This window comes from Corynebacterium sp. MSK041 (assembly GCF_030232265.1).
Taxonomy (GTDB): domain Bacteria; phylum Actinomycetota; class Actinomycetes; order Mycobacteriales; family Mycobacteriaceae; genus Corynebacterium.
The window spans coordinates 84,439-107,805 of record NZ_JASPJK010000001.1; the positions used below are offsets into that span (position 1 = coordinate 84,439).

The following is a 23,367-nucleotide window of genomic DNA, read 5'->3' on the forward strand; positions in this document are numbered from 1 at the left end:
TGGCACACCTAAAGTGCCAGGTCGCGGAAATGCGGGGTGCTAGATCCTTCACTCTTCTCATCTATGCGCACGTCGTGCCGGGGTGGAGCCCCTGACGGCGGGTAAAGTACTCAGTCACTATGGCCACATCACGCACACCAGGCACGCGTCGCCCGCGCAGCAGCAAGCCACGCATCAAGGTGCCCACCACCGTCCCCGTGGCCAGCCGTGATGCTGCTGCCCGACGGGCTACCGCAGCACCGAAGCGGAAACGCGTAGAGATGCTCAAGGGCGATATTTTGGGTGTGGCCGTCCTGATTACCGTTGTTCTGATCGTGCTCATCGCAATTGCGGTTCCTTTGCGCAACTACTACTCCGGACGTACTGAGATCGCGCGGCTCGAGGCCTCCATTGAGAACAAGAAAGAACACAAGGCTGACCTGCAGGAGCAGCTGGACCGCTACAACGATCCGGAGTACGCGAAGCAAGAGGCACGCCGTCGCCTGGGGATGATGGAACCCGGTGAAACCGCTTGGCGCATCATTGATCCCCGCATGGATGTAGATCACCTCACCACCGGGCGCATGGACGACATTGATCCGGACACTCCCTGGACCACCATCTTGTGGGACTCCCTGCGCGAAGTGCCAGAAGCGCCGGAAGCACATCAAGAACAAGCACCACAAGAACCACCAGCCGACGCACCCGTTGACCCGCCAGTAGAGGAGCACGCACCGGAGCCTGTGGAACAATAGCGGGCATGGATGCACGTGGGTGTGATTTGGAAAGGGACCTGGGGGTCGTCGAGAAGCAATTAGGGCGTAGGCCACGTGGTGTGATTGAGATTTCCTACCGCACGCCTGACGGGCAGCCTGCTGTGGTGATGACGGAGCCAAAGCTTGAGGATGGCACGCCTTTTCCCACGCTGTACTACCTCACTGATCCGCGTTTGACGGCAGAGGCCTCCCGGCTGGAGGTGGCGCAGGTGATGAAGTGGATGGAAGCCCGCTTGAACGCGGATGCGGAGTTGAAGGCGGATTATGAGGCCGCGCATCGCCACTACTTAGACAAGCGCAATGCGATCCATGATCTGGGCACGGATTTCTCTGGTGGCGGCATGCCTGACCGCGTGAAGTGCCTGCATGTTCTCATCGCGTATGCCTTGGCTGAGGGACCTGAGCGTCTGCGTCTGGGGACGGAGGCCGTGGCGCTGGCAGCAGATCGCGGCAACTTGCGCGGCACGGCGATTCCGGCGGACTGGCCGACTCTCACAGACCTGGGTATTGAGGATGCCTTGGAGCAAGCCGCCGCATACCAGGGGGAGAAATAATGTCCGTCGTTGCTGGCGTTGACTGTGGCACGAACTCGATCCGCCTGCTCATCTGCGAGGTTTCCGCGGATGGCACGTTGCGTGAAATCACGCGTGAGAACACCATCGTCCGCCTGGGCCAGGGTGTGGACGCCACGGGGCGCTTGCATCCTGACGCCATCGCGAGGACACGTGAAGCACTCGCTGGTTACGTGGAGCGGATGGCCGCCGAAGGTGTGAGCGCCGTGCGGATGGTGGCAACATCCGCCACACGTGACGCCAGCAACCGGGACGAATTTTTCTCCATGACCGCGGAACTCCTCGGCCGCATCCAGCCGGGCGCTGTCGCGGAAGTGATCAGCGGGGAAGAGGAAGCAGCTTTGTCCTTCGCTGGTGCGACGGTGGATATTGATCCAGCTCGTGGCCCCTTTTGCGTGATTGATCTGGGTGGTGGGTCGACGGAATTTATCGTCGGCAAGAATGCGCGTGAAATTTCTGGCGCATTCTCTACGCAGATGGGTTGCGTCCGCGTGACGGAGCGCATCATGGTCAGCGATCCCGCCACATCCGAAGAGATGCACAACGCTCGCCTGCTTATCGACGAAAAAATGACCCAAGCAGCCTCCCACGTCCCACTGGGTGAGGCAGCCACTTTGGTCGGGTGTGCGGGAACCTTCACCACGCTGTCCGCGTTGGCTCAGGGCTTGGATGCGTACGACCCTGAGGCGATCCACATGTCTGAGATCAGCTTTGGTCGCATGCGGGACACCACCGCGACGCTGGTGGCCCACACCGCCGCGCAGCGCAAAGAGAACCCGGTCATGCACCCGGGTCGCGCCGACGTCATTGGTGCTGGCGCAGTCATTGTTGAGCAGCTCATGGCCGCTTTTGAAGAACTTTCTGGTGGCCGGATTCAGTCCTTCATCATCAGCGAGAAAGACATCCTCGACGGCATTGTGGCCGGACTGATGAAGCTGAGGGACTAATCCTCGTCCGGTTCGTAGATCTGCGGCTCATTATTGTCGATAGTCTTGCCTCGGCCCTTGCCCTTGCGCAGATCCTTCACCTCACGCATACGCGGATCCGGGTCGAGTGAGTTCGCAATAGCCTTACGCGTCGAACGAAGTGCCTGCTGTGTCACAGGGGAATTGACCACCTTCTGCGTGGTGTTCACGATCTGGTGGTAGCGCTTACGCCCCGCCTTCGTTCCAAAGACATATCCGGCTGCTGCTCCGACGACAAACTGGATCATGGCCACGAGCCTACCGGTTCTCCAACGTCATGCCAGTGGCGGGGGAGGAAAGACAAAACCCAGCGCGGTGAGGCGCTGGGTGACTGTGCTCCCGCAACTGGGCTCGAACCAGTGACCCTTCGATTAACAGTCGAATGCTCTGCCAACTGAGCTATGCGGGATTAACTTTTCGCTTCACAGCTTTGGATGTCGACCTTGTGCTGTGCAACGAAGTGATACTCTAGCGTCTTTCTTCGCAAGGTGACAAATCGCCAGCGTGTGAACAATATTCGGGCCATCATTGGGGGATGAAAGAGCCACGGTTATACTCATTCTTCGCAACGTCTGGCGGGGAGCTACTCTCCGTCTGGCAGCGAAGGGGCTATAGCTCAGTCGGTTAGAGCCGCGGACTCATAATCCGTTGGTCGCGGGTTCGAGCCCCGCTGGCCCCACAAACTTGTATTCGCACGCACGCATTCCCTGACGTGCTGATCACTTGCTGCTTCGGCTGGGGGCTACCCGATGGTAGTGCTGAAGCGGAGTTGGTTTACACTGGAACTATTCGTGCTGAGCGTTCTCGTCGCAGCAAAAGAGAGATGCGCTGTCACAGCTGTGGCGGTGCTTTATGTTGTTTCCCTGGAGTTATAAGTGAAGAAGATTTTCCGCAATACAGTTGCGGGCCTGGCCGCCAGTGCCCTTGTCGCCGGTGTGCTCACCGCACCGCAAGCAGCGGCAGAAGCACCCAAAACAACTGATGTCAATCTCCCGTTGGCGTGCTACGTGTACCCGAAGGGGCGTGCAGCCTGGCTTAAAACAGCTCTTGACATGGGCAATGATTTTGCATTGTCGATGAAGGCGACTGCCCCTGAGACCGTCGAGGTCGGTGACGAATTTGAGTATGTCATTGACCCCGGAACCGTTGTGCTTCCAACCGAGATGAAGGCGCAGGGGCAGACAGTGGAAGCCAAGTACATCTCCCAGGCGAACCTGTGGATCGATCTGCCTGAAAACGTTGAGCTGGTTTCCTTTGAGTACGACAAGACAACCCCGCTGAAGTTCAACGTGCTGCAGGATGGCAACCGCCTCCGTTTCGTCGGTGAGAACCGACGCGACGATTCCCATACCGTTGGACCAGTAGGGTTCACGGGAAAACCCGTCGGCGACAACCCCGCAGAATGGGCGGGTAAGCCAGGCAGTCGCTGGTTCTACGGTGGTGCCCATTTCAATGCTGGAGATGCTAAGAGGGGTAAGTTGCCAAAAGTGACTTTGAAGCTCAAAGCCACCGGCTCTCCTGGTAGCACCGCTCAAGCGACAATCCGGAATGCTGATGCGAAGAACAATCCTCCAGAAGCATTTGTCCAAGGGCTTCTGAACGGCAAGATTGCTGGGAGGACATTTAACGGTTTGGCTCGCTGTGGGTTGTCTGAGGACTACACGGGTCGCGGCGCTAGAAAGGCGCCGGCTACGCCTTTCCCAGCAGTGACAATCGTGGAAAAGCCGGAACCGACCCCAGAGCCGGAGCCAAGTCCGGAACCGTCCGAAGAACCAACCCCGGAACCACCGAGTTCGGAGCCAACTTCTCCTGAATCCGAGACACCGAAGGAATCAGAGCCGACGAAGAGTTCTGAGTCTTCGACGACGGAGAAGAAGCCTTCCGAGGATCCGAAGCCGTCGTCTACGAAGACTGAGCCGACTAAGGAGCCGGAACCGTCGCCGACGAAGTCGTCGACCTCTAAGTCCGAGCCGACCAAGGATCCTGAGACGCCGAAGGAATCCACGACGTCGACTACTTCTACGACAACGACCTCGCAGGCAGAGTCCTCGACGCCTACCAAGGATCCGGAGCCGTCGAAGAGTTCTGAGTCGTCGACGACGGAGACGAAGCCTTCCGAGGATCCGAAGCCGTCGTCTACGAAGACTGAACCGACCAAGGAGCCGGAACCGACGAAGGAGCCAGAACCGTCGAAGGAATCGGAGACGTCGACTACTTCTACGACAACGACCTCGCAGGCAGAGTCCACGACGCCTACCAAGGAATCGGAGCCGTCGAAGAGTTCTGAGTCATCGACGACGGAGACGAAGCCTTCCGAGGATCCGAAGCCGTCGACTACGAAGACTGAGCCGACCAAGGAGCCGGAACCGTCACCGACGAAGCCGTCGACCTCCAAGTCCGAGCCGACTAAGGAGCCGGAGACACCGAAGGAATCCACGACGCCGACTACTTCTACGACAACGACCTCGCAGGCAGAGTCCACGACGCCTACCAAGGAATCGGAGCCGTCCAAGGAAACTGAGACTTCCAAGGATTCGGAAACATCAACGACAGAGGCGCCATCCTCCGAGACCGAGCCGACGAAGGAACCGGAGACATCTACGGAAACCACGACTCCGACAACCAGCCCGACGACGACTACTACGACGACGCCGGCACCGCAGAATGGGTCTTCGGGCTCCAGTGATGGTTCGGCCGATAGTGATTTTTCCTCCAACCCGGTGAGGAAGGGATTCTTCATCGCCTTCTGGGTTGCTTTGGGGCTGCTCGGTTTGACCGCGTTTGGGAACTGGCTAAAGCAGCACTGCGACTTCAAGTGGCCGTTCTAAACCACGGGCCCGTTGATGGCAGCGATGGCGTTTGCCAGCAAGGCCGTGAAGAAAGGCACTGAGTCGGGGTAGATGTACTCGTAGCGGGCGTGCGCGCCAGCGCCGCCGGCGCCGAGGCCACAGACAACGGGGACGCCGATGGCGGAGATGAAGTTCGCGTCGGAACCGCCACCGACGGCGATGCCCTTCAAATCGTCATGGCCCAACCGAGAGGCTTGGGTTTTCAGAACCTGGAACAGCGCCTCCGTCCCGGCGGTGTGCTGCATGGGTGGGCGGTTCCAGCTGCTGTTCACGGAGATGGACACGCGGGGGTCGGTGGGGGTGATGGTGGCTAGGGTGGCGTCGATACGCTCTGTTTCCTCCGGCACCCAGTGGCGGACATCGATCTTCGCGGACGCTGTACCAGCGACAACGTTGGCGCCGGAGCCGCCGGTGATCACGCCGACGTTGACTGTCGTGCCCTTCTCCGCATCGCCGAGTTTCGCGGCTTCGAGGCAGAACTCCATGAGGGCGATGATGGCGCTGGCGCCTTTCTCCGGTTCAAGGCCCGCGTGCGCCTCAATGCCCGTGGCTGTGACGGTGATGTCGCCGATGCCTTTGCGTGCGACCTTCACGTTGTCGCCCACGCTGGCTTCCAGTACGAATGCGGCATCCGCGCCACGCGCAGCGTTCTCGATGATGTGTTGGGAGGCAGGTGAGCCGATCTCCTCATCACCGTTGAAAATATAGGTGACGTCGGGGTGGGGGAGGCCCGCGCGACGAAGCAATGTAAGCGCCCAGATGCCTTGCGTGAGCCCGATTTTCATGTCAAACAACCCTGGTCCGGACAGGCGTTCCCGCGGGTCATCGTGGGGTGGTGGGTTCCACGCGGCGACCGTTCCCGCAGGCCACACCGTGTCATAATGCCCCGCGATCACCACGCGCCCCGGTGCGCTGCCACGATACGTGCGCACCACGATGTCGCCGTACTCACCGCCGCTGAAACGCTCCTGCTCATCAGGGCCACCAAGACGCTTATCGACGACCCCCAGCAACCCCTCCAACCCCTCATCCAACCGTGGCTTGTCAAAGCTGTACGTCTCCATGTTCACCAACGTCATGGCATCCGCGATCATGTCATCGATGACAGCCTCGGCAGCGGAGAGGGGAAGGAGTGGGTTCTGTGCTGGGTTGCTCATAGATCCGATTGTGCCAGCGCTGTCAGGGCTGCCGGGATTGCGTGTCTCGCACCCCGGCTAGGCTGGCGAGCATGCAACTGAACTTGACGGGTCCGGGCTGGGACGATGTGACGGTGTCGGCGGCGTTGTTGTCGGGAGACGGCAGCGTGCTGGCCGAACAAGGGGACCAGGAGCAGGTCTATGAACTGGCCAGTGTGACCAAGCTGTTGGCCGCTTACGCCTTCCTCATGGCAGTCGAAGAGGGAGTGTTTGAGCTGCACACGCCGTGTGGGCCGGAGGGGTCCACGGTCCGACACCTTTTAGCGCATGCCTCCGGGGTGGGCTTCAATGACCGGAAGTCACAGAAGCGGCCGGGGGAGCGACGGATTTACTCCTCGGCAGGTTTTGAGATTCTGGCCGAGGCATTGGAACAGGAAACCGGCATGAGCTTCGCGGACTACGCCCGCGAGGGAGTGTTCGAGCCGCTTGGGATGCACAACACGGAGATCTACGGCTCGGCCGGCCACGGGGGACGTTCCACGGTCGCGGACCTCACTGCGTTTGTGAAGGAACTGCTGTCCCCGCAGTTGCTCGCCCCAGAGACACTGGCGGAGGCTTACACCAACCAGTTCGGGGACCTGCGCGGCATTGTGCCTGGTTACGGCATGCAAAAACCCTGCCCGTGGGGGCTGGGTTTTGAGATCAAGGGCGAGAAATCACCTCACTGGACCGGCGACACCATGCCGCCGGAGACAGTTGGGCACTTCGGGATGAGCGGGACGTATGTGTGGGTGGTGCCGGGCGGGGGGACGTCGATAAGCGCTGCGATGGTGGTGCTCACTGACCGCGAGTTCGGTGACTGGGCAAAACCCCTGTGGCAAGAGACGAACACGCGGATCTACCACTCGCTATGATGACCTCGTGTATTTCGGAGGAATCGACAACGCGGTAGGCCAAGCCATCGCGATCCTAGATCTCATCGGCGTGTTCCTGAACGCATTGATCGGTGGGACAGTTGCGCGCCGATTGCGTTTCGACGCAGTCGGGTTCATGCTCATCGCCATCATCTCCGCCATGGCCGGTGGCATGATGCGCGACGCCCTGATTGGCAATACCCCCGTCGCCGCGCTATCCAGCCCCTGGTACATCAGCATCGCTCTCGTCGGCGCGTTAGTGGCCTTCCTGATGAACCTGCGTGGTTACGTGTGGGAAATCACGCGCTTCCACGCTGACATGGTGATTCTGGGTGTGTGGTGCACCACCGGCACCGTCACCGCACTTGGCATGGGGGTGTCCTGGATTGGCTGCATTCTCATGGGCGTGATCACCGCGACGGGCGGCATGGTCATCCGCGAGGTACTCATCGGGCGTATCCCCCGCATCCTCAACGACCAGCAAATGTACGTCGTGCCCGCAATCGTTGGTTCCGCCACGGCGTTGGTTTTGTACCAAGCTGCAGACCCATCGGTGGCGCTCGCGGTTGCACCGCTGACCGCGTTCATCCTCGGGACCGTTGCGTACTGGGCTAAGTGGTACGTGCCGGCGAGCAATGAAGCCGGCCGCTTTGATATCTGGATGACCAAGCTTGTGAGCGTCATCGAACCTAAAAAGGTGCGTGAGTGGCGCCTTGAAAAGGAAGCCACCATGCACGACGACCCGCTTGCCGATGACGGCGTCATGCCCACTAAAGGCGAAGTCCGCGACCAACTGGATGGGAGTGCAGAACCTACCCCCGAAGAGTTCCTTGCCGCATTGTTCCGCGTCTACGTGGACCGGCATGGGGAGGGCTCGTCCGAGGGGTGGGCGCGGGATTAATGCTCGTCTGGGAGTGTCGAGCCTCAAGTGCCACTTGAGGGATTGGGGGTATAAAGCGCAGGTTGAGGGTTGTCCGTGTGGCTAGTGGGAAGGAACAATTGCCATGAGTCACATGAGGGCGTAGGGGAAGACGAGCCTCGTCTTGACGTATTAGTTGCACATGTTGCGCGCGCTGCGCGCGCACGGTGCGTCACTAGCGAAAGGACTGATCCCCTCCATGACCACCACACTCATCGCCCCCACCTGCGTACGCACCCAGCCACGCCAAAGTCCCGTCCAGCGGGCGGTATTGACCATTCACGGGATGCCACGACATCTCCGCCTCCGCGTTGAAGAGCTCATGGCCGTGCACTTGAGCCCGCCCGCTGCGCTGGGTGATGGGTCTGGGTCTGCTTTTGGGGTGCTAGATCCAGAGGACATCTGGGACACCATCTGGTTCACCCGCTGGCGCAATGACAGTTCTAACCGCACCATTGCGTGCCGCGAAGTGATCGTGGCGCCGGCCCACGAGTTGTCCGAGTTCCGCGCACACTTGGCCGAACTTTCTGGGACTTTCCGGTTCCACGCGAGTGTTTAAGGGGCAGGTTTTAAAGCCGGGTGAAGGATTTTGCCTCCAGTCACCGCGGGCACTCCTAGAAGCCCAGGCCGGTTCTTCTCGGTTCTGGAGGAGTGCGCAAATCCTTCACTCGGCCCCAGCAAGGTACTCAGCCATGTCCCCCAGGGTGTCCCAGGAACTGAACAACTCCTCATCAATCCGCACGCCAAAGTGGTCTTCCGCGCGCACGACGAACTCGATTTGGGTCAGGGAATCCACGTCCAGGCCATCGAGGGTGTCCGCAGGGGAGATTGATTGCGCATCCTCGACAACACCAACCTTGCTCAGTAGTGCGCATAGCTGGGCAAACGCATCACCATCACGGGGGACGGTTTGTTCCTCAGGCTCACTGGCGGGGGCATCAAAACCAAATTTGGCTAGGTCTAGGCGTTGGGAAAGCTCCATGCGGCCATTGTGCCACTAGCGGCTACGATCAACGGCATGTCGGTTGCCCGGAATCTGCGTGCTGTCCTAGAGCTCTGTACCCCTGCTTGGGATCGTGCGCACCGGGCCGAAAGCGGTGCCCCGGGGCTCACCGGTATGCGGGAGGGCACCACGCGCAATGGGCAGATCGCGGTGCACTGGTATGAGTCGGGCCCACAGGACGCGCCCCTGACCATTCTGTATGTGCACGGCTTCAATATCTCATCGCAGTCCTTCTACCTGCAGGAGCGCGCCCTAAAACCGCTGGGAATCCGCCAACTGTTAGTGGATGTGCGGGGGCATGGCCTTACTACTGCCGACAGCCCAGCGGAGCTGAGTGTGGATCGTGCGGCTGATGATGTGATGGCGGTGCTCGCAGACCGCGGCGTCACAGGGCCCGTGATCGTGGTGGGCCACTCCCTGGGCGGTCCGATTTCGTTATCCCTGATCCGCCGCTATGCCGGCGAGCCAGGCGGATTTGATCTGGCTGGCAGTGTGCAGATCTCCTCGGCAGTGGACCCATTCACGGAACGTGGCTTGCCGCTGGCCCTGGGTGGCAAGGCGGGAACGGCTCTGTACCGTGCGGTGCAGGCGATGCCGGGGCTGTCAGAGGCAGTGCGGGTGGGAGTGACATCTGCCTTGGCACCGCTTTTGGCAGTGGGCTTTTATGCCGGGCACGTGCCCTGGGAAATTATCCGCTTCCACGCCGACATGATTCAGGGCACACCGCTGCGCACCTATGAGGGCTTCTTTCCGGACCTGCGCGAACATTCTGAACGGGGAGTGGAGGCAAAGCTCAAGGGAGTTCCCGGCTACATCCTGGTGGGGGAGCTAGACACCGTGGCGCCTCTGGAGCAATCGGAAGCGCTCCATGAAGTGTGGCCGGATGCTGCGCTACAGGTGCTGCCGCAGTCGGGGCACATGCCGCCATTGGATGCGGCGGGGGCGGTGACAGCGGCGGTCATGCGGTTGGTGGCTAAGCTCCAAACCCGCTAGGAGAACACCATGTCCTTACGCAGGTCGGTGCTTTTGCGGCCCCAGGTTCGATACTCGTGGATGTAGTCCTGGGTAAACGCCCACGGGTCCGCCTCGGCCTGGGTGGGCAGGTCCTTGCGTGCGCGGACGAGGTAGCCGGAGTCCATGTTCATCAACGGGACGTCGGCGCTGAGGTGCGCGGGGAAGCGGGGTGTGGCGGTGGTGTAACCGTCGGCGGACATGAGCTTCCACAGGCGGCACATGTAGCGGGACACCAAATCCGCGCGCAAGGTCCAAGACTGGTTGAGGTAGCCCACCGTGAAGGAGAAATTGGGCAGGCCATCCACCATGAGTCCGCGGTAAGCAACGGCGGAGGGGACCGGCTTTTCTTCGCCGTCCACCGAGATGGTGGCGCCGCCAAAGACCTGAATGTCCAGGCCGGTTGCTGTGATGATGATGTCCGCCGGTAGGAAAGACCCATCTTGAAGCTCGATGCCGTCTGCTGTCACGGTGGCGATCTTGCCGGTAACAACCGTGGCGCCGTCCTGCATGGCCTTGAAAAAGTCACCGTCCGGGGACTTGCACACGCGCTGGTCCCACGGGCCATACGGCGGGTTGAAGTGGGCGAGGATGTCCTTGAACGGGATGTACATGCGGTTGAGAAGCATGAAGTAGCCACGAGCCAGGCGCGGGAAACCCTGACATAGCCAGTACTGCATCATGTCGCGCCCGATGTGAAGGGCGCGGGCGGTGGCTAAGGCGCGCGTTTCTGGCATGAGTTTTGTGGTCACGGCGGTGATGTTGTCACGATTGGGTAGCGGCGCCACGTAGGTGGGGGTGCGCTGCAGCATGGTCACGTCCGCACCAGCTTCATGCAGAGCGGGCAGGAGCGTCACAGCGGTGGCGCCGGAGCCGATGATGATGGCTTTCTTCCCTGCCATATCCAGATTCGACGGCCAGTGCTGGGGGTGGATGAGTGTGCCGGTGAAACGCTCCATGCCCGGGATGTCCGCAGTGAAACCCCGGTTGTGCTTGTAGTAGCCGGAGGAAAAGTGCAGGCGCTTGGCCCACACGGTGTGCTCGGTCAGTGGCGCGTCCTCGGGTGCGTTGCCCTCGGGGATGGGCTGGCCATCGTTGCGGGTCAGCATGGTCACTTCCCACAGGCCAGCAGAAGAATCAAAGTTCGCGCTCTTCACCCAGGTGTGCAGGGTCAGGCGATCAAATACACCTTCTTCGCGCGCGACATCCTCAATGTATTGCTGGATCCGCTCGCCTGAACCCAGGCTGCCCTTGTGTGGCCACCGCTTGAATGGAAAGGAGAACGTGGCCATGTCCGAATCGGAGCGGATGCCCGGGTATGTAAAGGTCACCCAGGTACCGCCGACAGCCTTGTTGGAATCAACGATCTGCCAATTCCAATCCGGAAAGTTCTCGTTGACATGGTGCGCCAAGTCGATGCCACTCAGTCCAGCACCGACGATGAACAGGTCCAACGGGTTCTCGCGGGAGGATGTATCCAATCGGCTCATGGGGTAGACGATAACAAGTAATTAGCGCTGCCAAATTAAAACAGGTTAATTGCTTGTTCGTGCCTACTCCATCGCGTTTTCCTCACCCTGATCGGAGTGGGAAGGGGCGGCGGTGGGATCGTCGACAAGCAAATCCTTCGCTGCTTGCGCGGCGATGGAGATGTCCAGCTTGCCTTCATCCGCGAGCGCCGTGAGTGCGGCGACAACCATGGATTCCGCATCGATGTTGAAGTAACGGCGAGCGGCCTCGCGTGTGTCGGAGAAGCCGAAACCATCCGCACCGAGCACCACGTAGCGGCCCGGCACGTAGGGGCGGATCTGCTCCTGGAGGTCCGTGGTGAAGTCGCTGGTAGCAATGTACGGGCCTGATGTCTGCTTCAACTGCGTGGTGGCAAATGCCTCGCCCGGATCCTGGTCCGGGTTGTGGATGCGAGCCTTGTTGCGCGCCGCGCCATCACGCGCGAGCTCCGTCCACGAGGTGACGGAGTACACGGACGCGCCCACGCCGTAGTCCTCCTGCAGAATCTGCTGCGCGCGCAGCGCCCACTGCATACCCACGCCGGAGGCGAGCAGGGAGACGTTGTTCTCCTTCTCCTCACCACGATCGAACAGGTAAATGCCCTTGTGCAGACCCTCCACATCGAGGTTCTCCGGGCGGGCCGGCTGGTGGATCGGCTCGTTGTACACGGTGAGGTAGTACATGACGTTCTCACCGCCGTCCTTGCCGTACATGCGCTCAATGCCTCGATCGATGAGGTAAGGCAGCTCGTACGCAAACGCCGGGTCGTACGGCACGACCGCCGGGTTCGTCGACGCCAGAACAGGGGAGTGCCCATCCATGTGCTGCAGGCCCTCGCCGAACAGCGTCGTGCGACCCGCTGTCGCGCCCACGATGAAGCCACGCCCCATCTGATCACCAGCCGCCCAGAAGTTATCGCCGGTGCGCTGGAAACCGAACATGGAGTAGAAGATGTACATGGGGATCATGGGTTCACCATGCGTCGCATAGCTCGTCGCTGCTGCAATAAAGCTTGCCGACGACCCATCCTCATTAATCCCCTCATGCAGAATCTGCCCGTCCGTAGCTTCGCGGTAGGACAGTTGCAGATCATGGTCCACCGGAACGTAGTTCTGGCCCTTCGGGTTGTAAATCTTCAGCGTGGGGAACCAGGAATCTAGGCCGAACGTGCGCGCCTCATCCGGGATGATGGGCACGACACGCTTACCGATCTCCTTGTCCCGCATCAGCGCCTTAAACGTGCGCACCAGGGCCATCGTGGAGGCTACCTTCTGGGAGCCCGAGTCCTTGAACAAGGCCTTGAAGGTCTTTTCAAAGTCGGGCATCTCCAGCGGAGTGTACGCTTCACGACGCTCCGGCAAATACCCGCCGAGCTCCTTACGCCGCTCGATCATGTACTTGACCTCGTCCGAGTCCGGGCCCGGGTTGTAGTACGGCGGCAGGTACGGGTCCTTCTCCAGCTCCTCATCCGTGATGGGGATTTCCTGCTTATCGCGGAAGAGCTTCAGATCATCGAGCGTGAGGTTCTTCATCTGGTGGGTCGCGTTGCGGCCTTCGAAGTTGTGGCCCAGGCCGTAGCCCTTGATGGTCAGCGCCAGGATGACCGTCGGCTTACCGTTCTTGGTCTCCAATGCCTTCTTGTAAGCAGCGTAGACCTTGCGGTAGTCGTGGCCACCGCGGCGCAGCTTCCAGATCTGCTCATCTGTCATGTCCTCAACCAACTTCGCCGTGCGCGGATCCCGGCCGAAGAAGTGCTCGCGGACATAGGCGCCATCGTTGGCCTTGAACGTCTGGTAGTCACCGTCCTTGGTGGTGTTCATGATGTGGACAAGCGCGTTATCCTCATCCTTCTCCAACAGCTCATCCCACTCGCGGCCCCAGATCACCTTGATCACGTTCCAGCCGGCACCCTTGAAGAAGGACTCCAGCTCCTGGACGATTTGGCCGTTGCCGCGCACGGGGCCGTCGAGACGCTGCAGGTTGCAGTTCACCACAAACGTCAGATTATCCAGCTCATACAGGCTGGCCATCTGGAGCAGGCCACGGGATTCCGGCTCATCCATCTCACCGTCACCGAGGAATGCCCACACATGCTGCTGGTCCGTGTCCTTGATCCCGCGGTCCTGCAGGTACTTGTTAAAGCGCGCCTGGTAAATCGCATTCATCGGGCCCAAGCCCATGGACACCGTGGGGAACTCCCAGAACTCCGGCATATCGTGCGGGTGAGGGTAGGACGGCATGCCCACATCCGGGCGCGACTTCTGCTGGCGGAAGCCATCCATCTGCTCCTCGCTCAGGCGACCTTCCAGGAACGCACGGGCGTAAATACCCGGGGAGGCGTGGCCCTGCACAAAGATCTGGTCACCACCCTGCGGTGCATCTTTGCCGTGGAAGAAGTGGTTGAAACCAACCTCATACAGCGCGGCCGCCGAGGCGTAAGTGGAAATGTGGCCGCCGACCTTAATGCCCGGCCGCTGCGCGCGGTGCACCATGATCGCCGCGTTCCACCGGATCCAGCGACGGTAGCGCTTTTCCATCTCCTCATCGCCCGGGAAGTCCGGCTCCAATGTCGTGGGAATGGTGTTCACAAAATCCGTCGATGTCAACGCCGGTAGTGGTACACGCTGCGCAGAGGCGCGCTCCAACAGGCGAAGCATGAGGTAGCGGGCGCGCTCCGGGGCCGAATCCTCCAACAGACCATCTAGAGAATCAATCCACTCCTGAGTTTCCTCCGGGTCCGGATCGTGCATGTAGGAAGCAACCCCATCGCGGATGAGCGGGATGTTTGAATCCTCCGCGTGTGGGGTTGTGAGGTCGGGGTTGCCCGAATTCGTGTCAGCCATTGGGTACCTCCGTCAAGGTGTGAAAGTCTCGGGCTGCAAGAGCCCTCAGTACACGCTCGAGGATACTACTTTTGCGCTGACCCACCCGAAGTTCAGTATTCCCCGAAGATGCGCGGTATCCTGGCTATATTCATATCCAACACAATGGGAGGCAATTCGACAGTGGGCGCCACTGGTGCTGTGAACTACGTAGACAAGCTGGGAATTTCTACAGATGATGTAGTCCAGGAACTCGGCTGGGATGAGGATTGTGATTCTTCCTTGTCCGAAGCCATCGAGGATCACATCGGGGAACTCCTGCTTGATGAAGACACGGATGAGCTTTGCGACGTTGTCTTGCTCTGGCACCGCGCCGGCGACGATGACCTCGTGGACGTCCTCGTCGATGCCGGCCGTAATCTTGGCGACGGTGGCCGCATCTGGCTCCTCACCCCCGGCGCAAACCAGCCCGGCGAAGTCCACCCAGGCGACATCTCTGAATCCGCCCAACTGGCAGGCCTCCTGCAAACCAAGGCGGACCGCGTCGGTGACTGGCAAGGCTCCTGCCTCCGCAGCGCCGGCGCAAAGCGCTAACTAGCTCTGGGGTGCCAGAGTCCTGACCGGCCCTTTTGTTTCTAGTGTTGGGGGCGTGTTAATCTTCACCCCACGTGTTCATTCGCGTGCGCGCCGTTAGCTCAGCTGGAAGAGCAACTGGTTTACACCCAGTAGGTCGGCGGTTCGAGCCCGTCATGGCGCACCAGCTCACAGCCACTTTCCGCTAGTCGGGGAGTGGCTTCACTCATCCAGTGACTGCATTTTGACTACAAAAAACCAAATCCATCTTCTCCGCCACCGCATCCAAGTCACCATCAAAAAGATCCGAATAGCGGTCCAACGTCATCGCAGCCGACGCATGCCCAAGCTGACGCTGCACCACCTTCACCGACGCGCCAGAAGACACCATCAACCCCGCCGCCACATGCCTAAGCCCATGCGGAGTCAACCGCGCCGGAAAAGAAGAATCCATCTCCTGACACCGCTTCACCGCATGAGCAAAAAACGACGTATGCCCCAACGGACGCAACGGACCCCCATTACCAGCCACCCACAACAAATCATCCTTACCCTTCCCCCGCGTCCGCTCCTCCAACAAGCCAGCAACCCACCCCGTCAACGCCACCGTCCGACGCTCACCAGTCTTCGGCGTACCGAACACAGGACCATCTTTCGTGACGCGCACATTACGCTCCACACGCACACGCCGACGCAAAAAATCAACATCCCCCACACGCAGCGCAGTAGCTTCGCCATACCGCAACCCAGACGTGCCCAACAGCGCCACCAAATCACCCATCTGGCCACACTCCGCCACCAACCCCTCAAGCTGGGCAGGCGTCAAATACACCTTTACCGCTGGCGACTTGGCCGGTAGCTTCACACCTCGCGCCGGGTTCTCACGAATCAACCGGTCCTCCACCGCCAGGTCCAGAATCTGCGCCAGCACCATGTGACAATTCCTTACCGTCGTCGCTGACGCTGGCTTATCAGTGGCCACGCTAGTGCCGCGCTTGTGTTGCTTGATCTCACCCAGCCACACCTGCACTTCTGACCGCCTAATTGACCTGATCTGCCTGTCTCCCCACATAGGTTCCACGTGGATGCGCCACGTGGACTCATTGATCTCCCTCGTGGCCGGTTTCAGGTGCGACCAAGAGCGCTGCCATGTCTTAGCTAATTCGCCTACAGTCACAGCGCCGTGGGTGGGGTCCACCCAATCTTGCTCATTGATACTCACGGCATTCTTATCCGCCCACGCCTGCGCATCCCCCTTACGCACAAACCCCCTTTTCGTGCGCACTTTCCCAGCAGGGTCACGGTACTGTACCCGCCATCGCTTGCCCTTTTTCGTCTCGTACTGCGAAACACTCGCCACTTGTGATACCCTCCACATTGTCTGGTCGCCCACCCCCCGATACCCAGGGTGGCCAGGCGACCCCAGCCCCACACCACCCCCCCAGGTGTGGGGCACACTCATTTCTAGTAGTTCTCTTCGATGTGCTTCTCTAACTGGTCATGGGTGAAATCCTCATACCCGTCCATGTATCCGGGGCGGGATTTGTACCACTCCCACACCCAGCCCTCACACATCACGTCATCACCGAAAAACTCGGTATCACCGGTGCGTGGAATCACATCACCCATGGTGTCTGCACCGGTCATCTGCATCATCGCGGTGAGCGCCTCCTCTTTGTCATCACCAGTGAAGTTCTCTGCACGTAGCTTCATCATCTCCGGCGCGGTAGAGACTCGGACGTAGGCATCGCACTTCACCAAATCCCACCCCTCCTGCTTCGCTTCCTCACTCCTAAAACCATCGACGCCGCTACACCCTGCGAGGACGAGGGGCAGAGCAAACACAATGGTCGCTAATCGGTGTTTCATGCTGGGGTTTTCCTTTCTGTCATGTCCCGCCATGTGGCGAGGATGTGGTGTGTGACCTCTAGCTCGTCAGCGATGGCCGGCATATGCCCGGCGTGCCACCGGTACGCATCCTCAAAAGCCTGCGGACAAATCAACGCTTTTGCCGCCCATCTGTCAGCCCGAAGCTCTTGGCGCTGGTCATAGTGGCCGTTGCCGGTGGGTACGTCTCTGTATGTGGCATGAGCCAGCTCATGAGCCAGCGTGGACCGGTAAGCCCGGATCGACAAGCCACGGCGCGTGGAGATCGTGCGCGTCGCATCCACATAAAAGCCCTTCGGCCCTTGATCGTGGTGGACTAGCTGCACGCCGATCTTCTCCGCATAGGCGTGCAGGTCCACACAGTCAGTGATCCTCAATCCGCGTCACCCTCCTCCTGCTCCCGGAGCTCATCCTCATCCGGGCTGCTATCCGCCACAGCACCATAAGGCACACCTACGACACCCGTAACTGGCTTATTCGAGCGGCGCGATGCGAGCTCATCGACAGGGGTGCGGAATTCATCGTGGTCGCCACGCACCTCGGAGAGACGCCGCAGGATTTCATCAGTGATCTGCTTATCGGTCAGCTGCTGGGCAGCGATGACTGGATCGACCCGCTTACCCCATTTTGCATCGAGGTAGCCGGTGTCTACGAGCGCTCCGACCGGGTTGAGGTCAAAGGCTTCGGCGATCTTAATGACGTTCTCCGGGGTGATGCGCTCTTTTTCCAGCTGGGTAGCCAGGGTGCGCTGGGGGATGCCGGCAGTGATGGCGACGTTCCGGACGCTGTCGTTGATTTTCGCTGTGATCCAAGTGCTGTGATCCATGCATTTGAGGTTAGCGAAAACTCGCTAAGTGGGCAACTTTTCGCTAACTCGACCTGCGGAAATAAAGAAAAGCGTAAATGTCGTTTGCGTAATTACGCTTACGTGTGCTTAAAATAGCTAACGAGAGCGAAACCAAGCAAGGAGGTGACCACATGCAGATCAACCCACTCGCACTCGACCGGGCCAAAGAAATCACAGGAGTCCGCTCCGACGAACAACTAGGGCAGCTCTTCCTTGATCGCAGCGGATCCAGCGTCCGCAACTGGCGCGCAGGACGCACCGCGCCAGACCTTGAAACCCTCGCAAAACTCCAACGGATCACCGCGTGGAGCTTCGACAAAATCCTTATCCCCGAAAACTCCGCCGTCGCATAACCCCACAGATGAAAGGAGGCCGCGAGATGCACCTCGCAGCCAACCCAAACACTAGCACTCACCCGATCGAAGACTTCATCGCCGCCTTGTCCGACATTCATATCGAGGACCGTATCCAGAGGGGGCGCCTGGCGGCAGGGGTAGTGATCCTGGCCCACGAGCTATCTCACCGCTTCGACACGGACCGTGAAGCCCGCGCTGTTTTTGCTCACGTACTGGACCAAATGGAGCCGCGCTGGCGCGCCAAAACTTCCCGCGTTTTTTAGTGCAAAAAGCCTGACTGGCAGTCACCCAGCGTTCGAGACCTGGGCAGGCACTTGGCCCCGCAGCAGTTAGGCGTGGGCGTGATGAATGAGAACTGAAAAAGATTTCCCTACCCATCGGGAGGCATAGATGGGGCGTCTCCCAGCGGGAGTATTTGCTAGTGCGAGCGTGGGCCTTAGATCGCCAAGACCACTAGTGCCGACAGGCTGAAACCACCTGACCGCCGTAGCGGGCCAAGGGTGAGGAAGAACCGCGTAACTGGGGACGAAAAACACACGCCGATAAGGGACACTCCCGTGGTTCAAGTCCACGGATCGGCACTAGGGGGTGTAGCAGTGGCTCGCTCGCTGCGTAAGGAGATACCGCACACAGCAAGCCTCACAACTGTGTGCGCACTGTCTACCTGCACCCCCACCCAAAACAACCCACCACATCCTGAAAGGAACATCATCATGAACATCGAAATCATCGAGCTCATCGCATCAGCATTGAACGTCATCACCTGGATTTTGCTGGCCCTGTCCCTCTAAAAACACGCAAAAGGAGAACACCAAATGAGTGCTGACACCACACTGATCACCGTAGCGATTAATGCTTTCCTGGACGTGATCTGGCCACTACTGCCAACCGTCATCCTGGAGCAGCTCGCCTACGTCTAACACCCACCAAAGAAAGTGCCCCCGCTAGATGCCGCTAGACGGGGGCTTTGCCTACCTAAGAAATAGGAGAACACCATGAGCCTACCAGCAACAAGGTGGATCGGAGTGCCCGAGTTCGCGCTACGCGCCGGGCTTCACCCCGACACCGTGAGGGACCACATCACAACCGGTGAGATCAAAGCGCACCAGCGCATGAAGAACAGCCCCTACCGCATCCCCGAATCGGAGCTGGCCCGCTTCCTCACACCAAATTGCGGGGTGGCCTAATGACCGAGCTCGAATACCTCGCCATTGAGGTGGGCGTACTTGACCCACCACCACCCACCCCACGTGAGTACGCAGCCGCCTTCCTAGTGTGCGCACTCATAATCCTCAACCTCATCCTCGCAGGAGTCACCACATGGCCACTCTAAGCACCATCTGTCTTGCTATCACCACCATCCTCCTAGGGGTGGCGCTGAATAAGCACACAGACCGCATCACCGACCTGGAGCAGGAAGTTACCGGGCTGCGCATCCTCTACGCCGCCGACCACAGCCCCATATTCAAGGAGCTTTTCAACGATGAATAAACCAAGCATCATGCCGCCACACCGGGACAGCTTCACCGCATTGGAGGAAGCACGCCAGGAACACAAGGAGTGGTTCGCCGACACCTACGGAGACCACATCGACGACGTGAAAGCACTCATGGACGCCTTCACTGAGTATGACGATCGCACGGCCGCCATGCTCGTCCAGGCCGTGATCATGCTGACCCCAGAGGAGCAATAGACGATGGCGAAGCAAAAACTTTGGGGCGGTGTCGCCCCTGATGGTGAAGAGATCATTCTCATCCAGCGTGATGGCACGCATGACATGTACGTCATCAATAGCGAGCTGGAGCTGTACACGCTCCCTCTTGAGGAGATCACCCTGACAGGTAGGAAGTACGTCTTTAAGGAGGTAGACGCATGAATAAGCAGGAGAAGTTGGCCCGTGAGTGGGCGGAGAAGAATTACCCGGAGTTTGTGAAGGCAGCGGAGGGGACTTTGGCTGCTGATTTGTTTGAGAAGGCTAAGGCCGCCGCTGAGTACATTCTGGAACACACCGCCCTGGAGACTATGGAAGGTGTGGAGTGGGACGATGAGAAGCACCACTTGGCGGGGGCGACCACTCCGCGTGGTGATGTGGTGATGATGTGGCCTGATGAAGACGCGGGTGACATCGTGACGAGCAGGAGCGCCTGGCGGCGAGATCAGCTCACCCCGAATGGGAAGCGCTACAAGCTGGTCGAGGTCACCGGGCCGGATTACCCCGAGGTTTTGGAATCCTACGCTGATTTTCGTGACGCACCTGTGGGGACGATTGTGGCGAAGGATACTTTCGCCCCGTGGCTAAAGACTTCCGCTGATTCCTGGACAAGCGCATACGGCGAAGCGGTCAATATTGGCATGGCTGCCAGGCCTGGAACTTTCCACGTCCTCCGGTGGGGTGATGAAGCATGACACCGGAGCAAATCCATGAGCTACTAGACAACGCCACGCCTGGCCCGTGGGAAGCTCGGGCCACCTACGCCAACGGCACACCCATGACCAGGCAGCCACCACTCCCATCTACGACCAACTAGTCAAAGAGACACAGTGACCGACGACTTCTACATCTGCGAAATCCTCGTCACCCGCACCTGGCGCGACACCCTCGAAAGCGAATGGCTACCAGCCGAAAACACCGACTGGGGCACACGCGACCAAGCCATCAACACCGCCGCCGAATGGGAAGCCGAAGGATACACCGCACGAATCAAGAAAAGACCCACCTAATGACCCAATGCGCACACCCACACTGCCGCAACCCTGCGACAGAAAAACCACCCAACCCCCGCATGTGCGTGGCACACCGGCACGCCCCCGTGTTCATCCAGCCACCACCACTACGCGACCAAGACACAACCACATAAAGGAGACGACTTCGTGGACACCGCGTTCATGCAGAAAATCCTCCGGAGATTCACCTCCGGCAAGAAACTCCCCGCCACCCAGCTAGAAGAACTTCTGCAGGGTGGCTTCATCATTTCCACCACAGACGACACCGACTACCAGCTCACAGTAGCCGGTGCCCAACTGCTGCAGAAAGGACCACACCAATGAGCAACTGGATGAGCAAAGACCTCACCCTCGACCTACTGGCAATCGGCATCCACTCCCTGAACAAAATTCACCAGCGGATCTCACAGGAACCGGGGGAGTGGCCAAGTGAGACACCACCCGCTACGGAGGTGCTGCCTTCTGCGGAGCCGGAGCTGAAACCAGCACTAGCGCCGGGGTCGGAGGAGCCGGCAGCGCAGGAAGACGACGGCCAGGCGCTACGAGCCGAAGCACAAACCCTGCTCCGCACCATCAACCAAACCCACGGCAAAGACGGCATCACATGGATCACCGGCACCCTCTTCCCACACTTCGGAGTCACCAGCCTCACCGAAGTACCCGCCGACAAACTCCCAGAGCTGATCACCATGGCCAAGACCTACACGGATGAAAGGAGCGCAGCATGACCGAGGTACGCACCTTGTTGAGGGTGTACGACATCGACAGCAAGAAAGACCTCGTCTACGACACCACCACCTACACACCCGTGCTCGAAGCACCCGAAGGAGGCTGGACGTACGAGGATAAGCTCGAGCTCGAGCAGGCCGCGAACGACAAGGAACTACAGTTCGTCCGCACACACAAGGGCGAGGTGTGGCGGATCGCCCTGTACCAGTTCAACAAGAAGTCCATCACCCTCAACGACCCCCGCACACCAGCGCACGGTGGGCGTCAGCGCGTCAAATACGAGGAGATCGACTCGCTCGGCACCTGCCGACATGACGGCGAGGACCACGCTGACGAGGAGCCGGAAGCTGCGTCTGCGGTCGCCCAGGCGCCCGAACACACGGACCGTGCCCATGCTCTGCTCTCCGCATCCAGCGCTCACAGGTGGATCAACTGCACCCCCGCCCCCTACCTCGAAGCGCAGCACCCGGACAGCGACTCCGAAGCAGCAGCAGAAGGCACCACCGCCCACGAACTCGCCGAACACAAGCTGCGTCAAGCCCTCAACGAACCCACTCGACGGCCCGAGTCCGACTGGATTGACGAGGACATGGAAGACCACACCGATACCTACGTCGACCATGTCATGGCTGAACTCCACCGCACGAAGCAGCAGTCGCCCGGAGCGTTCCTCGCCATCGAGCAGCGCCTAGATTTTTCCCACATTGTGCCCGACGGATTCGGCACCTCAGACGCCACCATCGTCGGTGACGGCACCATGACCATTGTTGACTTCAAGTACGGCAAGGGTGTCAAGGTTGATGCGGAGGATAATCCGCAGATGCGCCTGTATGCGCTTGGGGCGCTGGCGCAGTTCGGCATGATCTACGACATCCACACCGTGCGCATGGTGATCTTCCAGCCACGGATCAACAACATCAGCACAGACGAAGTGCCGGTGGAGGAGCTCACCCAGTGGGCAGAAGATGTTGTTCGACCCGCAGCCGCGTTGGCGATTGCGGGGGAGGGGCAGCTGCAGGCAGGCACGTGGTGCCAGTTCTGCCGCCACGCACCACAATGCACCGCACTCGCCAAGCAGATGTTCGCACCAATCCCCACCACAGGGGACGCGTTCACACCGACTGCCCCGGACCCGGACACCTTGACCGATGAGCAGATCACCCAGATCGTGTCCGTGTCCACCGAGCTTAAGAAATGGCTCGGCAAGGTAGAAGCTCACGCCCTGGCGCAGGCCAACAACGGCCACGTCTACCCCGGTTTGAAGCTTGTCGAAGGTCGCTCGGTGCGCAAGTACACCGACACTGACGCTGTCGCCGCTGTGGTCACCTCGGAGACTGCGGAGGACCCGTACAAGCCACGGGAAGTCCTCGGCATCACCGCGATGACGAAGCTGCTCGGCAAGAAGCAGTTCGATGAGCTACTCGGCCGCTACGTCCACAAGCCGGAGGGCAAGCCCACCTTAGTGCCTGTGTCGGATAAACGACCCGCGCTCGAGGTGGCCACCGCCGAGACAGTGTTCGAACCAATAGGGGAGAGCGCATGACCTACTACGTGACCATCCCCCAGAAATACCGGTACGAGCCACACCCCTGTGGCGAGTATCAACCTGACGACCTCATCCTGATCGAGGCCGACAGCGAACCAGAAGCACGCTCACTCGTCAGCCGACACCTACAGCACTTCTGGGCATTCATCTACACCAACGACACCGTACGCATGGAAAACCACCCGAACGGCGTAACCCACATCATCCACCGCGACGGATCCCTCGAGACCGTCCGCACCAACTAGATCCA

Annotated in this window: 33 protein-coding genes and 3 tRNA genes; 26 read left to right on the forward strand and 10 right to left on the reverse strand. The window is 59.9% G+C overall.

Annotated elements, in window-relative coordinates; translation table 11 throughout:
* Window positions 1-119: 119 nt before the first annotated feature.
* From QP968_RS00420 to QP968_RS00430, 3 genes are read left to right on the forward strand one after another with little or no spacing between them, the layout of a single operon-like run.
* Window positions 120-734, forward strand: coding sequence for an FtsB family cell division protein (locus QP968_RS00420; protein ID WP_284854361.1), 615 nt, complete (start codon window positions 120-122; stop codon window positions 732-734).
* Between the two features lie 5 nt (window positions 735-739).
* Window positions 740-1,309: a DUF501 domain-containing protein gene (locus tag QP968_RS00425; RefSeq protein ID WP_284854362.1), complete on the forward strand. Its 570-nt coding sequence runs from the start codon at window positions 740-742 to the stop codon at window positions 1,307-1,309.
* Window positions 1,309-2,274: a Ppx/GppA phosphatase family protein gene (locus QP968_RS00430; RefSeq protein ID WP_284854363.1), complete on the forward strand. Its 966-nt coding sequence runs from the start codon at window positions 1,309-1,311 to the stop codon at window positions 2,272-2,274. Before QP968_RS00425 ends, QP968_RS00430 begins: the two co-directional genes overlap by 1 nt.
* Here the strand turns inward: QP968_RS00430 and QP968_RS00435 are convergent.
* A complete protein-coding gene (locus QP968_RS00435; RefSeq protein WP_284854364.1) occupies window positions 2,271-2,540 on the reverse strand; it encodes a hypothetical protein in 270 nt (89 codons plus the stop codon). The two genes, QP968_RS00430 and QP968_RS00435, sit on opposite strands and share 4 nt — an antisense overlap.
* Window positions 2,541-2,628: 88 nt before the next feature.
* Window positions 2,629-2,701: transfer RNA gene (locus tag QP968_RS00440), tRNA-Asn, on the reverse strand.
* 196 nt (window positions 2,702-2,897) lie between these two features.
* Here QP968_RS00440 and QP968_RS00445 point away from each other — a divergent pair.
* Both QP968_RS00445 and QP968_RS00450 read left to right on the forward strand, forming a co-directional pair.
* A tRNA-Ile gene (locus tag QP968_RS00445) sits at window positions 2,898-2,971 on the forward strand.
* Between the two features lie 196 nt (window positions 2,972-3,167).
* Entirely contained in the window at window positions 3,168-5,120 is a 1,953-nt protein-coding gene (locus QP968_RS00450; RefSeq protein ID WP_284854365.1) for a hypothetical protein, read from the forward strand.
* Here the strand turns inward: QP968_RS00450 and QP968_RS00455 are convergent.
* A complete protein-coding gene (locus tag QP968_RS00455; RefSeq protein WP_284854366.1) occupies window positions 5,117-6,298 on the reverse strand; it encodes a M20/M25/M40 family metallo-hydrolase in 1,182 nt (393 codons plus the stop codon). The two genes, QP968_RS00450 and QP968_RS00455, sit on opposite strands and share 4 nt — an antisense overlap.
* Window positions 6,299-6,369: 71 nt before the next feature.
* On the opposite strand from QP968_RS00455, the gene QP968_RS00460 reads away from it, so the two are divergent.
* The 3 genes from QP968_RS00460 (at window position 6,370) to QP968_RS00470 (ending at window position 8,669) form a co-directional block, all read left to right on the forward strand.
* Window positions 6,370-7,191: a serine hydrolase domain-containing protein gene (locus tag QP968_RS00460; protein ID WP_284854367.1), complete on the forward strand. Its 822-nt coding sequence runs from the start codon at window positions 6,370-6,372 to the stop codon at window positions 7,189-7,191.
* 7 nt (window positions 7,192-7,198) lie between these two features.
* Window positions 7,199-8,092: a trimeric intracellular cation channel family protein gene (locus QP968_RS00465; protein WP_284854368.1), complete on the forward strand. Its 894-nt coding sequence runs from the start codon at window positions 7,199-7,201 to the stop codon at window positions 8,090-8,092.
* A 217-nt stretch (window positions 8,093-8,309) separates the two neighbouring features.
* Window positions 8,310-8,669, forward strand: a complete 360-nt coding sequence (locus QP968_RS00470) for a hypothetical protein (RefSeq protein WP_284854369.1) — start codon at window positions 8,310-8,312, stop codon at window positions 8,667-8,669.
* A 105-nt stretch (window positions 8,670-8,774) separates the two neighbouring features.
* Here QP968_RS00470 and QP968_RS00475 read toward each other — a convergent pair whose 3' ends face one another.
* Window positions 8,775-9,092, reverse strand: coding sequence for an acyl carrier protein (locus tag QP968_RS00475; RefSeq protein ID WP_284854370.1), 318 nt, complete (start codon window positions 9,090-9,092; stop codon window positions 8,775-8,777).
* Window positions 9,093-9,128: 36 nt separating this feature from the next.
* Between QP968_RS00475 and QP968_RS00480 the strand changes: the two genes are divergently transcribed.
* Window positions 9,129-10,106: an alpha/beta fold hydrolase gene (locus QP968_RS00480; protein WP_284854371.1), complete on the forward strand. Its 978-nt coding sequence runs from the start codon at window positions 9,129-9,131 to the stop codon at window positions 10,104-10,106.
* On the opposite strand, the gene QP968_RS00485 is transcribed toward QP968_RS00480, so the two are convergent.
* Together QP968_RS00485 and aceE are read right to left on the reverse strand one after the other, a co-directional pair.
* Window positions 10,103-11,614, reverse strand: coding sequence for a flavin-containing monooxygenase (locus QP968_RS00485; RefSeq protein WP_284854372.1), 1,512 nt, complete (start codon window positions 11,612-11,614; stop codon window positions 10,103-10,105). The genes QP968_RS00480 and QP968_RS00485 overlap by 4 nt on opposite strands.
* A gap of 63 nt (window positions 11,615-11,677) precedes the next feature.
* Window positions 11,678-14,476, reverse strand: coding sequence for a pyruvate dehydrogenase (acetyl-transferring), homodimeric type (gene aceE / locus QP968_RS00490; protein ID WP_284854373.1), 2,799 nt, complete (start codon window positions 14,474-14,476; stop codon window positions 11,678-11,680).
* Window positions 14,477-14,620: 144 nt separating this feature from the next.
* Here aceE and QP968_RS00495 point away from each other — a divergent pair, with 144 nt between their 5' ends.
* Both QP968_RS00495 and QP968_RS00500 read left to right on the forward strand, forming a co-directional pair.
* On the forward strand, window positions 14,621-15,049 hold the full coding sequence (locus tag QP968_RS00495) for a DUF3052 domain-containing protein (RefSeq protein ID WP_284854374.1): 429 nt from the start codon (window positions 14,621-14,623) through the stop codon (window positions 15,047-15,049).
* Between the two features lie 90 nt (window positions 15,050-15,139).
* A tRNA-Val gene (locus tag QP968_RS00500) sits at window positions 15,140-15,215 on the forward strand.
* A 39-nt stretch (window positions 15,216-15,254) separates the two neighbouring features.
* On the opposite strand, the gene QP968_RS00505 is transcribed toward QP968_RS00500, so the two are convergent.
* From QP968_RS00505 to QP968_RS00520, 4 genes are all read right to left on the reverse strand, one after another.
* The gene (locus QP968_RS00505) at window positions 15,255-16,292 is read right to left on the reverse strand and encodes a tyrosine-type recombinase/integrase (protein ID WP_284854375.1); all 1,038 of its coding nucleotides are present in this window, start codon (window positions 16,290-16,292) and stop codon (window positions 15,255-15,257) included.
* Between the two features lie 200 nt (window positions 16,293-16,492).
* Entirely contained in the window at window positions 16,493-16,897 is a 405-nt protein-coding gene (locus QP968_RS00510) for a hypothetical protein (RefSeq protein WP_284854376.1), read from the reverse strand.
* Window positions 16,894-17,292, reverse strand: coding sequence for an ImmA/IrrE family metallo-endopeptidase (locus QP968_RS00515; RefSeq protein WP_284854378.1), 399 nt, complete (start codon window positions 17,290-17,292; stop codon window positions 16,894-16,896). Before QP968_RS00515 ends, QP968_RS00510 begins: the two co-directional genes overlap by 4 nt.
* Window positions 17,289-17,741: a hypothetical protein gene (locus tag QP968_RS00520; RefSeq protein ID WP_284854379.1), complete on the reverse strand. Its 453-nt coding sequence runs from the start codon at window positions 17,739-17,741 to the stop codon at window positions 17,289-17,291. Before QP968_RS00520 ends, QP968_RS00515 begins: the two co-directional genes overlap by 4 nt.
* A gap of 152 nt (window positions 17,742-17,893) precedes the next feature.
* On the opposite strand from QP968_RS00520, the gene QP968_RS00525 reads away from it, so the two are divergent.
* The 15 genes from QP968_RS00525 to QP968_RS00595 all read left to right on the forward strand — a co-directional run bounded on the left by QP968_RS00525 (window position 17,894) and on the right by QP968_RS00595 (window position 23,362).
* Window positions 17,894-18,115, forward strand: a complete 222-nt coding sequence (locus QP968_RS00525) for a hypothetical protein (protein ID WP_284854380.1) — start codon at window positions 17,894-17,896, stop codon at window positions 18,113-18,115.
* A gap of 8 nt (window positions 18,116-18,123) precedes the next feature.
* Complete coding sequence (locus QP968_RS00530; protein WP_284854381.1) at window positions 18,124-18,381, forward strand: hypothetical protein; 258 nt, start codon at window positions 18,124-18,126, stop codon at window positions 18,379-18,381.
* 384 nt (window positions 18,382-18,765) lie between these two features.
* Entirely contained in the window at window positions 18,766-18,909 is a 144-nt protein-coding gene (locus QP968_RS00535) for a hypothetical protein (RefSeq protein ID WP_284854382.1), read from the forward strand.
* Window positions 18,910-19,113: 204 nt separating this feature from the next.
* On the forward strand, window positions 19,114-19,305 hold the full coding sequence (locus QP968_RS00540; protein WP_284854383.1) for a helix-turn-helix domain-containing protein: 192 nt from the start codon (window positions 19,114-19,116) through the stop codon (window positions 19,303-19,305).
* The gene (locus tag QP968_RS00545; protein ID WP_284854384.1) at window positions 19,305-19,451 is read left to right on the forward strand and encodes a hypothetical protein; all 147 of its coding nucleotides are present in this window, start codon (window positions 19,305-19,307) and stop codon (window positions 19,449-19,451) included. Before QP968_RS00540 ends, QP968_RS00545 begins: the two co-directional genes overlap by 1 nt.
* Entirely contained in the window at window positions 19,439-19,609 is a 171-nt protein-coding gene (locus QP968_RS00550) for a hypothetical protein (protein WP_284854385.1), read from the forward strand. Before QP968_RS00545 ends, QP968_RS00550 begins: the two co-directional genes overlap by 13 nt.
* Window positions 19,602-19,811 carry a hypothetical protein gene (locus QP968_RS00555; protein WP_284854386.1) on the forward strand — a complete coding sequence of 70 codons (210 nt, stop codon included), beginning with the start codon at window positions 19,602-19,604 and terminating at the stop codon, window positions 19,809-19,811. Before QP968_RS00550 ends, QP968_RS00555 begins: the two co-directional genes overlap by 8 nt.
* 3 nt (window positions 19,812-19,814) lie before the next feature.
* Window positions 19,815-19,994, forward strand: a complete 180-nt coding sequence (locus QP968_RS00560) for a hypothetical protein (RefSeq protein WP_284854387.1) — start codon at window positions 19,815-19,817, stop codon at window positions 19,992-19,994.
* On the forward strand, window positions 19,991-20,524 hold the full coding sequence (locus QP968_RS00565; RefSeq protein ID WP_284854388.1) for a hypothetical protein: 534 nt from the start codon (window positions 19,991-19,993) through the stop codon (window positions 20,522-20,524). The genes QP968_RS00560 and QP968_RS00565 overlap by 4 nt, the downstream gene beginning before the upstream one ends.
* On the forward strand, window positions 20,521-20,646 hold the full coding sequence (locus tag QP968_RS00570) for a hypothetical protein (protein ID WP_284854389.1): 126 nt from the start codon (window positions 20,521-20,523) through the stop codon (window positions 20,644-20,646). Before QP968_RS00565 ends, QP968_RS00570 begins: the two co-directional genes overlap by 4 nt.
* Before the next feature lie 13 nt (window positions 20,647-20,659).
* Window positions 20,660-20,839, forward strand: coding sequence for a hypothetical protein (locus tag QP968_RS00575; RefSeq protein ID WP_284854390.1), 180 nt, complete (start codon window positions 20,660-20,662; stop codon window positions 20,837-20,839).
* Window positions 20,840-20,989: 150 nt separating this feature from the next.
* A complete protein-coding gene (locus QP968_RS00580) occupies window positions 20,990-21,166 on the forward strand; it encodes a hypothetical protein (protein WP_284854391.1) in 177 nt (58 codons plus the stop codon).
* Entirely contained in the window at window positions 21,163-21,570 is a 408-nt protein-coding gene (locus QP968_RS00585) for a hypothetical protein (RefSeq protein ID WP_284854392.1), read from the forward strand. The genes QP968_RS00580 and QP968_RS00585 overlap by 4 nt, the downstream gene beginning before the upstream one ends.
* Window positions 21,567-23,114: a DUF2800 domain-containing protein gene (locus QP968_RS00590; protein WP_284854393.1), complete on the forward strand. Its 1,548-nt coding sequence runs from the start codon at window positions 21,567-21,569 to the stop codon at window positions 23,112-23,114. The genes QP968_RS00585 and QP968_RS00590 overlap by 4 nt, the downstream gene beginning before the upstream one ends.
* Complete coding sequence (locus QP968_RS00595; protein ID WP_284854394.1) at window positions 23,111-23,362, forward strand: hypothetical protein; 252 nt, start codon at window positions 23,111-23,113, stop codon at window positions 23,360-23,362. Before QP968_RS00590 ends, QP968_RS00595 begins: the two co-directional genes overlap by 4 nt.
* Window positions 23,363-23,367 lie beyond the last annotated feature (5 nt).

Excerpts from the sequence above, each read along its gene's own strand:
- QP968_RS00420 (WP_284854361.1), top strand. The coding sequence starts at position 120 with ATGGCCACATCACGCACACCAGGCACGCGTCGCCCGCGCAGCAGCAAG.
- QP968_RS00425 (WP_284854362.1), top strand. The coding sequence starts at position 740 with ATGGATGCACGTGGGTGTGATTTGGAAAGGGACCTGGGGGTCGTCGAG.
- QP968_RS00430 (WP_284854363.1), top strand. The coding sequence starts at position 1,309 with ATGTCCGTCGTTGCTGGCGTTGACTGTGGCACGAACTCGATCCGCCTG.
- QP968_RS00435 (WP_284854364.1), bottom strand. The coding sequence starts at position 2,540 with ATGATCCAGTTTGTCGTCGGAGCAGCAGCCGGATATGTCTTTGGAACG.
- QP968_RS00455 (WP_284854366.1), bottom strand. The coding sequence starts at position 6,298 with ATGAGCAACCCAGCACAGAACCCACTCCTTCCCCTCTCCGCTGCCGAG.
- QP968_RS00460 (WP_284854367.1), top strand. The coding sequence starts at position 6,370 with ATGCAACTGAACTTGACGGGTCCGGGCTGGGACGATGTGACGGTGTCG.
- QP968_RS00470 (WP_284854369.1), top strand. The coding sequence starts at position 8,310 with ATGACCACCACACTCATCGCCCCCACCTGCGTACGCACCCAGCCACGC.
- QP968_RS00475 (WP_284854370.1), bottom strand. The coding sequence starts at position 9,092 with ATGGAGCTTTCCCAACGCCTAGACCTAGCCAAATTTGGTTTTGATGCC.
- QP968_RS00480 (WP_284854371.1), top strand. The coding sequence starts at position 9,129 with ATGTCGGTTGCCCGGAATCTGCGTGCTGTCCTAGAGCTCTGTACCCCT.
- QP968_RS00485 (WP_284854372.1), bottom strand. The coding sequence starts at position 11,614 with ATGAGCCGATTGGATACATCCTCCCGCGAGAACCCGTTGGACCTGTTC.
- aceE (WP_284854373.1), bottom strand. The coding sequence starts at position 14,476 with ATGGCTGACACGAATTCGGGCAACCCCGACCTCACAACCCCACACGCG.
- QP968_RS00495 (WP_284854374.1), top strand. The coding sequence starts at position 14,621 with ATGGGAGGCAATTCGACAGTGGGCGCCACTGGTGCTGTGAACTACGTA.
- QP968_RS00510 (WP_284854376.1), bottom strand. The coding sequence starts at position 16,897 with ATGAAACACCGATTAGCGACCATTGTGTTTGCTCTGCCCCTCGTCCTC.
- QP968_RS00520 (WP_284854379.1), bottom strand. The coding sequence starts at position 17,741 with ATGGATCACAGCACTTGGATCACAGCGAAAATCAACGACAGCGTCCGG.
- QP968_RS00525 (WP_284854380.1), top strand. The coding sequence starts at position 17,894 with ATGCAGATCAACCCACTCGCACTCGACCGGGCCAAAGAAATCACAGGA.
- QP968_RS00530 (WP_284854381.1), top strand. The coding sequence starts at position 18,124 with ATGAAAGGAGGCCGCGAGATGCACCTCGCAGCCAACCCAAACACTAGC.
- QP968_RS00540 (WP_284854383.1), top strand. The coding sequence starts at position 19,114 with ATGAGCCTACCAGCAACAAGGTGGATCGGAGTGCCCGAGTTCGCGCTA.
- QP968_RS00545 (WP_284854384.1), top strand. The coding sequence starts at position 19,305 with ATGACCGAGCTCGAATACCTCGCCATTGAGGTGGGCGTACTTGACCCA.
- QP968_RS00550 (WP_284854385.1), top strand. The coding sequence starts at position 19,439 with ATGGCCACTCTAAGCACCATCTGTCTTGCTATCACCACCATCCTCCTA.
- QP968_RS00555 (WP_284854386.1), top strand. The coding sequence starts at position 19,602 with ATGAATAAACCAAGCATCATGCCGCCACACCGGGACAGCTTCACCGCA.
- QP968_RS00560 (WP_284854387.1), top strand. The coding sequence starts at position 19,815 with ATGGCGAAGCAAAAACTTTGGGGCGGTGTCGCCCCTGATGGTGAAGAG.
- QP968_RS00565 (WP_284854388.1), top strand. The coding sequence starts at position 19,991 with ATGAATAAGCAGGAGAAGTTGGCCCGTGAGTGGGCGGAGAAGAATTAC.
- QP968_RS00570 (WP_284854389.1), top strand. The coding sequence starts at position 20,521 with ATGACACCGGAGCAAATCCATGAGCTACTAGACAACGCCACGCCTGGC.
- QP968_RS00585 (WP_284854392.1), top strand. The coding sequence starts at position 21,163 with ATGAGCAACTGGATGAGCAAAGACCTCACCCTCGACCTACTGGCAATC.
- QP968_RS00590 (WP_284854393.1), top strand. The coding sequence starts at position 21,567 with ATGACCGAGGTACGCACCTTGTTGAGGGTGTACGACATCGACAGCAAG.
- QP968_RS00595 (WP_284854394.1), top strand. The coding sequence starts at position 23,111 with ATGACCTACTACGTGACCATCCCCCAGAAATACCGGTACGAGCCACAC.